This window comes from Streptomyces sp. NPDC054783 (genome assembly GCF_053611725.1).
In genome coordinates this window covers 1-13,481 of record NZ_JBSHAY010000075.1, presented here as the reverse complement: position 1 = coordinate 13,481, position 13,481 = coordinate 1, and the positions used below count along the sequence as shown (strand labels likewise).

At 73.1% G+C, this 13,481-nt stretch carries 2 protein-coding genes; both read right to left on the bottom strand.

Annotated elements, in window-relative coordinates; genetic code table 11:
• On the bottom strand, positions 1-7,807 hold a 7,807-nt coding region (locus ACWGJ5_RS45940), incomplete at its 3' end, for a type I polyketide synthase (protein WP_453315543.1).
• 65 nt (positions 7,808-7,872) lie between these two features.
• Positions 7,873-13,481: type I polyketide synthase (locus tag ACWGJ5_RS45935; RefSeq protein WP_453315542.1), on the bottom strand; the 5,609-nt coding region annotated here is incomplete at its 5' end.

Sequence of the window (13,481 nt, the reverse complement as noted above, 5' to 3'; positions counted from 1 at the left end):
GCACATGACGGACCCAGAAGCCGGGCTCGGTGATCTCCTCGGCGCTTACGAGAGCGCCGGTGAGGTTCGAAACGAGCGGGATACGCGGAGCCTCGAACGACAAGCCCTCGGCAACCCGGCAAAACGCCTCCAGCATGCCGTCCATGTGCGGGGAGTGGAAGGCGTGACTGACCGTCAGACGCTTCGACTTGCGTCCCTGCCCCTCGAAGCGGGCCGCGATCTCCAGTACGACGTCCTCGTCACCGGCCACGACCACGGAGGTGGGGCCGTTGACCGCCGCGATGCTCACCGCGTCGATCAGGTACGGGATGACCTCGTCCTCGGTGGCCTGCACCGCCACCATCGCACCACCGGACGGCAGCTCCTGCATCAACCGACCCCGCGCCGCCACCAGCGTGCACGCGTCCGCAAGTGAGAGCACACCCGCACAATGCGCCGCAGCGATCTCACCGATCGAATGACCGGAGACGAAGTCCGGCCTGATACCCCACGACTCCAGCAGCCGGAACAGCGCCACCTCGACCGCGAACAACGCGGGCTGCGTATACGCCGTCTGGTTGAGCAGCTCAGCGTCATCGCCGAACACCGCCTCCCGCAGCGGCAGTTCAAAGCGAGCGAACACCTCGTCCAGTGCCTCGGCGAACACGGGACAGGCGTCGTACAGCTCCCGGCCCATCCCCAGCCGCTGACTGCCCTGACCGGTGAACAAGAAGGCCGTCTTGCCCGACGCCACCGACCCGGTCACCAGGCCGGCCGCCGCACCGCGTCCCTCGGCCAGGGCCTCAAGCCCCGCCAGCAGACCGTCACGGCCACCCGCCACGACCACCGCACGCCGCTCCAGAGCGGCCCGCGTCGTCGCCAACGAGTACGCCACATCGACCGGTTCGACACCGGCGTCCCCGGCGACACGGTCAAGCAGCCGCCGCGCCTGCCCCCGCAGGGCCTCCTCGGTCCGACCCGACAGCACCCACGGCACCACCGGCAGCGGTACGGGGTCGTCCTGTGTCCGCTCGGCGGTGTCCGCCTCGGAAGGCTGCTCGATGATCGCGTGGGCGTTGGTGCCGCTGACGCCGAAGGAGGAGACCGCGGCCCGGCGGGCCCGGTCGTTCTCCGGCCATTCCCGGCTCTCGGTCAGCAGCTCCACGGCGCCCGCCGACCACTCCACGTGTGTCGAAGGGGTGGCCACGTGCAGGGTCCGCGGCAGCACGCCGTGCCGCATCGCCATGACCATCTTGATGATGCCGGCGACACCCGCGGCGGCCTGGGTGTGGCCCAGGTTGGACTTGATGGAACCGAGCCACAGCGGCCGGTCCTCGGCATGCTCCTGCCCGTAGGTGGCGAGCAGCGCCTGCGCCTCGATCGGGTCGCCCAGGGTCGTACCGGTGCCGTGTGCCTCCACCGCGTCGACGTCCGCCCCCGACAGCCGGGCGTTGGCCAGCGCCTGCCGGATGACGCGCTGCTGGGACGGGCCGTTGGGTGCGGTCAGGCCGTTGCTCGCACCGTCCTGGTTGACCGCCGTACCGCGCACGATCGCGAGCACGGGGTGGCCGTTGCGGCGGGCGTCGGACAGCCGCTCGACGAGGAGCATGCCGGCGCCCTCCGACCAGCCGGTGCCGTCGGCGTCGTCGGAGAAGGACTTGCAGCGGCCGTCGGACGCGAGGCCGCGCTGGCGGCTGAAGTCGACGAACGTGTCGGGCGCGGCCATGACGGTGACGCCGCCGGCCAGGGCGAGCGTGCACTCGCCGGTGCGCAGCGCCTGCGCGGCCAGGTGCAGGGCGACCAGCGACGAGGAGCAGGCTGTGTCGATGGTGACCGCGGGGCCTTCCAGGCCGAGGGTGTAGGCGACTCGCCCGGAGGCGACGCTGCCCGCGGTGCCGGTGCCCAGGTAGCCCTCCAGCCCCGCCGGGACGGCGGGCAGGCGGGTGAGGTAGTCGTGGTACATCACGCCGGCGAAGACGCCGGTACGGCTGCCGCGCACCGAGGCCGGGTCGATCCCGGCCCGCTCGAAGGCCTCCCAGGCGGTCTCCAGCAGCAACCGCTGCTGCGGGTCCATGGCGAGGGCTTCCCGCGGGTTGATACCGAAGAAGTCCGGGTCGAAGTCGGCGGCATTGTGCAGGAAGCCGCCCTCACGGGTGTAGCTGGTGCCCGCGCGTTCCGGGTCGTCGCTGTAGAGCGCGTCGAGGTCCCAGCCGCGGTCGGTGGGGAACGCGGAGACGGCGTCACCGCCGTCCAGGACCAGCCGCCACAGGTCTTCGGGCGTGCTGACGCCGCCGGGGTAACGGCAGCTCATGCCGACGATCACGATCGGGTCGTCGTCCGCCGCGGCGGCGGCCACCGCCGCACCGCGGGCCGCGCTGTCGGCGTCCGGGCCGAGGATCTCGGTGCGCAGGAAGGAGGCGAGGGCGGCGGGCGTCGGATAGTCGAAGACCAGGGTGGCCGGCAGGCGGACGCCGGTGACCGTGCCGAGCCGGTTGCGCAGCTCCACCGCCGTCAGCGAGTCGAAGCCGAGCTCCTTGAACGCCCGGCTCGCATCGACCGCTTCCGGCCCCGGGTATCCCAGGACGGCGGCGACCTGGGCGCACACCAGGTCGGTCAGCAGGCGGTCGCGTTCTGCGGGGGCGAGGGCGAGCAGCCGCTCCGTGAGCCCGCCGACGGCGGTGGCGCCCGTGGCGCTCACGACGCGACGCGCCGGGGTGCGGACCAGGCCGCGCAGCATGGCGGGCACGGCCGCGGGGTCGGCGTCGCGCAGGGAGGCCAGGTCCAGGTGCATCGGTACGAGCGCCGCTTCGCCCACCGCGAGGGCGGTGTCGAGCAGTGCCAGGCCCTGGTCGGAGGAGAGTGCGGCGACTCCGGCACGGGTGATGCGCTGCAGGTCGGTGTCGTCGAGGCCGCTGGTCATGCCGCTGCGTTCGGCCCACAGGCCCCAAGCGAGGGCGGTCGCCGGGCGGCCCTCGGCGCGGCGGCGCTGGGCAAGGGCGTCGAGGAAGGCGTTGGCGGCCGCGTAGTTGCTCTGGCCGGGGCCGCCGAGGGTGCCCGCGGCGGCGGAGAACAGCACGAACGCCGACAGGTCCAGGTCGCGGGTGAGGTCGTGCAGGTTGAGCGCCGCGTCGACCTTGGCCGGCAGGACCCGGTCGATGCGGTCCGGGGTGAGGGAGTCGATGACGCCGTCGTCGAGCACGCCGGCGGTGTGCACGACGGCCGTCAGCGGGTGGTCGGCGGGGACGCCGGCCAGCAGCTCCGCCAGGGCGGTGCGGTCGGCCGCGTCGCAGGCGGCCAGCGTGACCTCGGCGCCCAGTTCCCGCAGCCCGGCCACGAGGTCCGCGGCACCCTCGGCGTCGGGGCCGCGGCGGCTGGTCAGCAGCAGGTGCCGTACGCCGTGTCCGGTGACGAGGTGGCGGGCGACCAGGGCGCCGAGGGTGCCGGTGGCGCCGGTCACCAGCGCGGTGCCGTCCGGGTCCAGGGCGGGGGCGATGTGCGCGAGGTCGACGGCGACCCGGGCGAGCCGTGGCACCGTCACGGACCCGTCCCTCAGGGCCAGTTGGGGTTCTCCCATGGCCAGGGCGGAGGGCAGGGCCAGTCGGGACGCTTCCGTGTCGTCGAGGTCGACGAGTACGAAGCGGTCCGGGTGCTCGGACTGGGCCGAGCGCAGCAGGCCCCACAGCGGTGCGTGCGCGAGGTCGGGCACGTCGCTGCCGGGCTGGGCGGCGATCGCGCCGCGGGTGACGAAGACCAGGCGGGAGTCGGTGAAGCGGTCGTCGGCGAGCCACGTCTGCACCAGGTCGAGGGTGCCGTGCAGCGCGGCGCGGACCGCGGCCGGCAGTGCCTCGGGGGCGGCGGGGACCGGGTCGGTGGTGTCGGTCGTGAGGGGCACCACGACGGCCTCGGGCAGCGGCGCCCCGGCGTCCAGGGCCTGGCCGAGCGCGGTCAGGCCCTGGTGGGTGACGGCGGTCGGCAGCGCCTCGGCGAGCCCGGCGAGGAGTCCGTTGCCGGTGTCGGCGTCGGCGTCCGTGCCGGGCGCGGAGCCGTCGGTGTGGAGCAGCGCCCACTGGCCGGCTGCGACGGTCGTCGTGGTGGGCAGCCGCGCGTCGCTCCACTCTGCGCGGAACAGCGCGTCGTGGAAGGTGCCGCGCGCGGCGTGGGAGCGGACCTGGTCGGGCGAGACGGGGCGCAGCAGCAGCGAGTCGATGGAGGCCACCGGGGTGCCGCTGTCGTCGGCGAGGGTGACGGCGACGGTGTCGCGTCCGGCCGGCGACAGGCGGACGCGCAGGGACGCAGCCCCCACCGCATGAAGGCGGATGCCGCCCCAGGAGAAGGGCAGCCTGCCGTGTTCGGTCTCCGTCAGCAGGCTGCCGATGCCGACCGCGTGCAGGGCGGCGTCCAGCAGGGCCGGGTGGATGCCGAACAGTGCGGCGTCCTGCCGGGCCTGCTCGGGGAGACGGACCTCGGCGAAGACCTCGTCGCCGCTCTGCCAGGCGGCCTTCAGGCCCTGGAAGACCGGCCCGTAGGCGAATCCGGAGTCGGTGAGGTGGTCGTAGAGTCCGTCGATCTGCACCTCGGTGGCGCCGCTCGGGGGCCACTGGGCGAGGTCGTCGGGGGCGGCCGGGGTGTCCTGGGTGAGCACACCGGTGGCGTGCCGGGTCCAGGTGGTCTCGGCCCAGGCGTCGTCGCCGTCCTCCGGCCGCGAGTGCAGGGTCAGCCGGCGGCGGCCGGTCTCGTCCGGCGCCCCGACCGCGAGCTGCAGCTGGACGCCGCCGTGCGGCGGCAGCACCAGGGGGGCTTCGAGGGTGAGTTCCTCCAGCAGGTCGCAGCCGACATGGTCGCCGGCGCGCAACGCGAGCTCCACGAAGGCGGTTCCCGGGAGCAGCACGGTGTCCATGACGGCGTGGTCGGCCAGCCAGGGGTGGGTGCGCAGCGAGAGGCGGCCGGTGAACAGCAGCCCGTCGGCGTCGGCGAGGGCGACCGTCGCGCCGAGCAGCGGATGGTCGGCGGCGCCGAGTCCGGCGGAGGTGACGTCGCCCGCCCAGGAGGCCGGCGGTTCCGGCCAGTACAGCTCGCGCTGGAAGGCGTACGTGGGCAGTTCGACGCGGCGGGCGCCGCGACCGGCGAAGACCGCGGCCCAGTCCACGCGCGTGCCCCGGACGTGTGCCTCGGCCACGGCGGTCGCCAGCGCCTGCGGCTCGGGGCGGTCCTTGCGCAGGGTGGGGGTGAACGCGGCACCCTCGCGCGTCACGCAGTCCTGTGCCATGGCGGTCAGCACACCGCCCGGCCCGAGCTCCAGGTAGACGGTGACGTCCTGCTCCTCCAGGTACCGCACGCCGTCGAGGAAGCGGACCGCCTCGCGCACGTGCCGCACCCAGTAGTCGGGCGCGCACATCTCGTCGGCGGACAGCGAGGCACCGATGAGGTTGGAGACGACCGGAATGACCGGGGGATGGAACGTGACACGCTCCGCGACCTCGCGGAACGCCTCCAGCATGCCGTCCATGTGCGGGGAGTGGAAGGCGTGGCTGACCGTCAGCCGCTTCGTCTTGCGGCCCTGCGCCTCGAAGGAGGCGGCGATGTCCAGTACGGCGTCCTCGTCACCGGCGACCACCACGGAGGTGGGGCCATTGACCGCGGCGATGCTCACCGCGTCGGTCAGGAACGGGGTGACCTCGTCCTCGGTAGCCTGCACTGCCACCATCGCACCACCGGCGGGCAGCTCCTGCATCAGCCGGCCGCGCGCGGCGACCAGGGTGCACGCGTCCTCCAGCGACAGCACACCCGCACAGTGGGCGGCCGCGATCTCGCCGATGGAGTGGCCGGAGACGAAGTCCGGCTTGATGCCCCACGATTCGAGGAGCCGGAACAGTGCCACCTCGACCGCGAACAGGGCGGGCTGCGTGTACGCCGTCCGGTCCAGGATCCCGGACTCGTCACCGAACATCGCCTCGCGCAGCGGCAGTTCGAACCGCGCGAGAACCTCGTCCAGGGCCTCGGCGAACGCCGGATACGTCTCGTACAGCTCACGGCCCATGCCCACGCGCTGGCTGCCCTGACCCGAGAACAGGAACGCCACCTTGCCCTCGTCGGTGACGCCCTGGACGGCATCGGGCGGCGTGTCACCGGCGGCCAGGGTGCTCAGGTCGCGCAGGAGGGTCTCGCGGTTCTCGCTGAAGAGGACCGTGCGATGGTCGAGGGCGGCGCGGGTGGTCGCGAGCGAGTGGCCGAGGTCCAGCAGGTCCAGTCCGGTGTCGTCCGCCGCGCGCCGGTGGAGCCGTTCGGCCTGGGCGGGCAGCGCCTCGGCACTGCGGGCGGACAGCAGCAGCGGCAGGGGCTGCCGGCGGGCGCCGGGCGCGGGCGGCGCGCCGGCCGTGGCGGTGTCCTCGACGGCGACCGTGGCGGCGTTCCCGACGGCGCCGGCCGCGGTGTCCTCGGCGGGTGCCTGCTCGATGACGGTGTGCGCGTTGGTGCCGCTGACGCCGAAGGAGGAGACGCCCGCGCGGCGCGGCTGGCCGGTCTGCGGCCACGGCTGTGCCTCGGTCAGCAGCGCGACCTGTCCGGCCGTCCAGTCGACGTTGGCGGAGGGCTGGTCGACGTGCAGGGTCGGCGGGAGCACTCCGTGCTCGATCGCCTTCACCATCTTGATGATTCCGGCGACGCCGGCGGCGGCCTGGGTGTGGCCGATGTTGGACTTGATCGAGCCGAGCCACAGCGGCCGGCCCTCGGGCCGGTTCTGTCCGTAGGTGGCGATCAGGGCCTGGGCCTCGATCGGGTCGCCCAGGGTGGTGCCCGTGCCGTGTGCCTCGACCGTGTCGACCTGGGCAGGGGTCAGCCCGGCGTTGGTCAGCGCCTGGCGGATGACGCGTTGCTGGGACGGACCGTTGGGTGCGGTCAGGCCGTTGCTCGCGCCGTCCTGGTTGATCGCCGAGCCGCGGACCACCGCCAGCACGGGGTGGCCGTTCTTCCGGGCGTCCGAGAGCCGCTCCACCAGGAGTACGCCGACGCCCTCGCCCCAGCCGGTGCCGTCGGCGCCCTCGGCGAACGGCTTGCAGCGTCCGTCGGGGGCGAGGCCGCGCTGCCGGCTGAACTGGACGAACGAGCGGGGGCTGGCCATGACGGTCACGCCACCGGTCACGGCGAGGGTGCACTCGCCGTTGCGCAGCGCCTGGACGGCCAGGTGCAGGGCGACGAGCGAGGCGGAGCAGGCGGTGTCGACGGTGACCGCCGGGCCTTCCAGGCCGAAGGTGTAGGACAGCCGGCCGGAGACGACGCTGGCCGCGTTGCCCGTCATCAGGTAGCCCTCGACGCCCTTGGGTACCTGCTGCAGGATCTCCGGGTACGTCTGGCCGTTGGTGCCGATGAACACGCCGGCCCGGCTGCCGCGCAGGGTCCCCGGGTCGATTCCGGCCCGCTCGAACGCCTCCCAGGAGGTCTCCAGCAGCAGTCGCTGCTGCGGGTCCATGCCCAGGGTCTCGCGCGGGCTGATGCCGAAGAACGCCGCGTCGAAACGTCCGGCGTCGGTGAGGAAACCGCCCTCACGGGTGTAGCTGGTGCCCTGCTGGTCGGGGTCCTCGTCGTAGAGCGACTCGATGTCCCAGCCGCGGTCGGTCGGGAATCCGGATATCGCGTCGCCGCCGGAGGCCACGAGCTGCCACAGGTCCTCCGGAGACTCGACGCCTCCGGGGAACCTGCAGCTCATGCCAACGATCGCAATCGGCTCGGGTTCCCGCGACTCGACCTCGCGAAGGCGTTGCCGTGTCTGGTGCAGATCGGCCGTTACCCGCTTGAGGTAGTCGAGGATCTTGTCCTGATCCGCATCCGCCATTGGAAAAACCTCACCCATGCTTCTCGTCACGAACGACGCGCTGCCAGTGCGCGCACGCTGTAGTGCTAAATTCCGAGCTCGTTCTCGATGAAGGCGAAGACCTCGTCGGGCGTTGCCTCTTGGAGCCGGCCCGCCACCGCTTCGCCGTCCGGTGCGTACCCGGGCTCGGTCTCCTCCCACTTCGTGAGCAGGGCCCGCAGCCGCGCCGTGATGTCGGTCCTTGTCTCCGCGTCCGGGTCCAGCACCGACAGGGCGGACTCCAGCCGTTCCAGTTCAGTGATGCCGGGAGCCGCGGCCCCGGCGCCGTCCTGTGTGATCTCGGCGCGCAGGACGTCGGCGAGCGCCGCGGGGGTCGGGTGGTCGAAGACCAGGGTGGCCGGCAGGCGCAGTCCGGTCGCCGCGTTGAGCCGGTTGCGCAGTTCGAGCGCGATCAGGGAGTCGAAGCCGAGTTCCTTGAAGGCACGCGACGCACCGACCTCGGCGGTCGAGGGGTGGCCGAGTGCCGCGGCGGCCTGCGTCCGGACCAGTTCGAGGACGACGAGGGACTGCTCCGCCCGGGACATTCCGGCGAGCCGCTGCCGGAGTGCCTCGGCCGTCGACGGCGCGCTTCCCGTGGCCTCGTCGGAGGCGCTGGTCCGCTCGAGCCGGCGTACCTCGGGCAGCTCACCGATGAACGGGCTGCGGCGTACGGCGGTGAAGCCGGGCGCGAAGCGGTCCCACTGGATGTCGGCCACGGCGACCGTGGTCTCGTCGTGGTCCAGCGCCTGCTGCAGCGCGCGGATCGCCAGCCGTGGCGTCATCGCCGGCACTCCGCCCCGGTCGAGCCGGTCGCCGATGGCGCCGTCGGCGGCCAGGCCGCCGTCGCCCCAGCGTCCCCAGGCGATCGAGGTGGCGGGCAGACCCGCGGCGCTGCGGTGTTCGGCGAGTGCGTCCAAGTAGGCGTTGGCCGCCGCGTAGTTGGCCTGCCCGGCGTCGCCGAGGGTGCCGGCCACGCCGGAGAACAGCACGAACGCGGAGAGCTCGAGATCGCGGGTGAGCTCGTGCAGGTTGCGCGCGGCGTCCGCCTTCGGTCCGAGGACGGTGGCGAAGCGGTCCGGCGTGAGGGCCTCGATGACGCCGTCGTCGAGGACGCCGGCGGCGTGGACGACGGCGGTGAGCGGCCGGTCGGCGGGGACTGCGGCGAGGAGTTCGGTGAGGGCGGTGCGGTCGGCGACGTCGCAGGCCGCGACAGTCACTTCCGTGCCCAGGGCGGTGAGTTCCGCACGCAGTTCACCCGCGCCGGGGGCGTCGGGACCGCTGCGGCTGGTGAGCAGCAGGTGCCCGGCACCGTTGCGGGCCAGCCACCGGGCCACGTGCGCGCCCAGCGCGCCGGTACCACCGGTGACCAGCACCGTCCCGCCGGGCCGCCAGTTCCGGGCGGGTGCGGAGTCGGCCAAGGGGGCACGGGCCAGGCGGCGGGCGAACACCCCGGTGGTGCGGACCGCGAGCTGGTCCTCCCGGCCGTCGCCGGCCAGCACGGCGGTGAGCCGCGTCAGCGACCGCTCGTCGGGGGTCTCCGGCAGGTCGACCAGGCCGCCCCAGCGCTCGGGGTGTTCCAGGGCCGCGCTGCGGCCGAACCCCCACAGCAGGGCCTGTTCCGGGTCCGTCACCGTGTCGCCGCCCACGCCGACCGCGCCGTGCGTGGCGCACCACAGCGGGGCGTCGACGCCGGTGTCGCCCAGCGCCTGCAGCAGGGCGAGGGAGCCGTGCAGAGCCTGCGGGTGGGGAGCGGAGGACAGCAGGGAGAGGACGCCCGAGACACCGTCGACGGCCTCTTCGCCGAGGCGGTCGGCGAGCACCTTGCGTTCGGTGTGGGACTCGGTCAGGACCAAGGTGCGTACCGTCGCTCCGCGTTCGGTGAGCGCGCGGCCCGCCGCCGCGGCCCACTGGCCGTCGGCCGCTGTCTCGGGCACCACCAGCAGCCAGGTGCCGGTCAGTCGCGCCGGACGCTCTTCGGCAAGCCGTGTCCAGGTGACCCGGTAGCGCCAGTTGTCGACCGTCGACCGGTCGCGGCTCTGCCGCCGCCAGGACGAGAGCGCGGGCAGTACGGGGCCGAGGGGCTCTGTGTCCGCGAGGTCCAGCGTGTCGGCCAGCGCCTGCAGGTCTTCGCGTTCGACCGCTTCCCAGAAGACAGCGTCGGCCGGGTCGGCCGAGGCCACGGGAACCGTCTCCAGAGGGGAGGCCTCGGGCCAGTAGTTCTGGTGCTGGAAGGCGTAGGTGGGCAGGTCGACCCGGCGGGCACCGGTCCCGGCGAACACCGCCTTCCAGTCCACCGACACACCCTGCACGAACGCCTCACCCAACGAGGCCAGGAAGCGGTCCACTCCCCCGTCATCGCGGCGCAGCGTCCCCACCACAGCAGCCTGCCGGCCCGCGTCCTCGACGCTCTCCTGCACCCCCATCGCCAGCACCGGATGCGCACTGCACTCCACGAACGCACCGAAACCCTGCTCCACCAACGTGCGTACCGCACCGTCGAGTTCGACCGTGCGACGCAGGTTGTCGAACCAGTACCCCGCCGCGAGCTCGGACCCCTGCACCCACTGGCCGGTCACCGTGGAAAGGAACGGCACCTGTGCGGGCCGGGGCTCGACCCCGCCCAGCAGCCGCAGCAACTCCTCCCGCAGCAAATCCACCTGCGCGGAATGCGAGGCGTAGTCCACCGGCACCCTGCGAGCCCGGACCCCCTCCGCCTCACACACGGCCAGCAACTCCTCCAGCGCCTGCGGCTCACCCGAGACCACCACCGACGACGGCCCGTTCACCGCCGCCACCGAGATGCACTCCTCACCCCAGACGGCGATCCGCTCCCGCACCGCCGCCACCGGCAGCGCCACCGACACCATCCCGCCACGCCCGGCCAGAACCCGGCCGATCGCCTGGCTGCGCAGCGCCACCACCCGCGCCGCATCCTCAAGACTCAGGATGCCCGCGACACAGGCGGCGGCGATCTCCCCTTGGGAATGACCGAGCACGGCGGCGGGCTGCACACCCGCCGACCGCCACAGCTCGGCCAGGGAGACCATCACCGCGAACAGAGCGGGCTGGACCACATCCACCCGCTCCAGCGACGGCGCACCCGGCACCTGCCGCAGCACATCCACCAACGACCAGTCCGTGAGGGGGTCCAGCGCCGCCGCGCACTCATCGATCCGGGCAGCGAACACGGGTGAAGCGTCCAACAACGCGGAGGCCATGCCTACCCATTGCGACCCCTGTCCGGGGAACACGAACACCCCCTTGCTCCCCGTGCCCGACCCCTGCACGAGCCCGGGCAGTGCTCGCTCCTGGGTCAGTGCCTGCAGTCCGCTGACGAAGCCGGCTCGGTCGCGGCCGATCACCACGGCCCTGTGGTCGAGCACGGAACGGGTGAGCGCCAGGGAGGAACCGATGTCGGCGGGCTCCAGGTCGGTGTGCTCCTCCAGGTGGTCCAGGAGCCGCTGCGCCTGGTCGCGCAGCGCCGTCTCGGTCCTGCCCGACAGCACCCACGGCAGGACCGTGCCGTCCGTGAGGGGCGGGGTGGTGTCGCCGTGCGGGTCGTCGGAGTGCTCCGCCTGGTCCTGCGGAGCTTCTTCGAGAACGGCGTGGGCGTTGGTGCCGCTGAAGCCGAAGGAGGAGACGGCGGCGCGGCGCGGCCGGCCGGTCTGCGGCCACTCGGTGCTCCGGGTGAGCAGCTCGACGGCTCCGGTGGACCAGTCGACGTGCGGGGTCGGCTCGCTGATGTGCAGGCTCGGCGGGAGCACACCGTGCCGCATCGCCAGCACCATCTTCATCACACCCGCCACACCCGCGGCCGCCTGGGCATGTCCGATGTTGGACTTCACCGAGCCGAGCAGCAGCGGACGGTCCTCGGCACGGTCCTGGCCGTAGGTGGCCAGGAGCGCCTGCGCCTCGATCGGGTCGCCCAGGCTCGTACCGGTGCCGTGCGCCTCCACCGCGTCGACGTCCGCGGCCGACAGCCGGGCGTTGGCCAGCGCCTGCCGGATCACCCGCTGCTGGGAAGGGCCGTTCGGCGCGGTCAGGCCGTTGCTCGCACCGTCCTGGTTGATCGCCGATCCGCGGACCACCGCCAGCACGGGATGACCGTTGCGCCGGGCGTCCGACAGCCGCTCCACCACCAGCAGGCCGACGCCCTCAGCCGGGCTGAAGCCGTCGGCGTCGGCGGAGAACGCCTTGCAGCGGCCGTCCGCGGACAGTCCGCGCTGCCGGCTGAACTCGATGAAGGTGCCGGGTGTCGACATCACCGTGACGCCGCCGGCGAGCGCGAGCGAGCACTCGCCGTTGCGCAGCGCCTGCACCGCCAGGTGGAGGGCGACGAGCGAGGCCGAGCACGCGGTGTCCACCGTCACCGCCGGGCCCTCCAGCCCGAACGTGTAGGCGACGCGGCCGGAGACGACGCTGCCCGCCGTGCCCGTGGCCAGATGGCCTTCGTACCCGGTGTCGGAGGCCTGCATGACCATGGAGTAGTCGGAGCCGTTGGTGCCGACGAAGACACCGGCCTGGCTGCCGCGCAGCGTCACCGGGTCGATCCCCGCCCGCTCGAACGCCTCCCACGACGTCTCCAGCAACAGCCGCTGCTGCGGATCCATCGCCAGCGCCTCACGCGGCGAAATCCCGAAGAACCCCGGATCGAAACGCGTCGCCTCCCGCAGGAAACCACCCTCACGCGTATACGACGTCCCCTGCGCGTCCGGATCCGGATCGTACAACCCCTCCACGTCCCAACCCCGGTCCACCGGGAACCCGGACAACGCATCCCCACCCGAGACCAGCAACCGCCACAGATCCTCCGGCGACCGCACATCACCCGGGAAACGACAGCTCATCGCCACAATGGCGACGGGCTCGTCGGCCGCGACGCCGGCCACGGCCGGCAGCGGGGCCGCGATCGCGCCGGTCGTACCGGACAGTTCGCCGCGCAGATGCGCGGCCAGAACGGTAGGGGTGGGGTAGTCGAAGATGAGGGTCGGCGGGAGCTTCAGCGCGGTGGCGGCCCCGAGGCGGTTGCGCAGTTCGACGGCGGTGAGCGAGTCGAAGCCAAGTTCCTTGAAGGCCCGGCCCGACTCGACCGCCTCCGGACCCGCGTAGCCGAGGACGGACGCCACGGCCGTGCGCACCAACTCCAGGATCGTGCGCTCCTGTTCGGCTTCCGGTCGGCCCGCGAGCTGCTGGAGCAGCGCGCTGCCACCGGCCGCGTCGGCCTCGGCATCTGCACGCATGCCGTCCGTCACGGCGCGTGCCTCGGGCAGGTCGCCGAGCAGAGGGCGCGGCCGGCCGGAAGTGAAGGCGAGGACGAAACGCTTCCACTCCATGTCGGCCACGGTCAGTGCCGTCTCGTCCCGGTCCAGGGCCTGGCCCAGGGCGGTGACCGCGAGTTCGGGCGCCATCTCGAGCACGCCGTGCCGGCGCATGCGGTCGCCCACCGCGCCTTCGGCCATGCCGCCGTCGCCCCACGGTCCCCAGGCCACGGACGTCGCCGTCAGCCCGGCGTCGCGCCGGTACTGGGCGAAGGCGTCGAGGAAGGCGTTGCCGGGCGCGTAGTTGCCCTGGCCGGGGGCGCCGAAGGTGGCGGCGAAGGAGGAGAACAGTACGAACGCCGACAGGTCCAGGTCCCTGGTCAGTTCGTGCAGGTGCC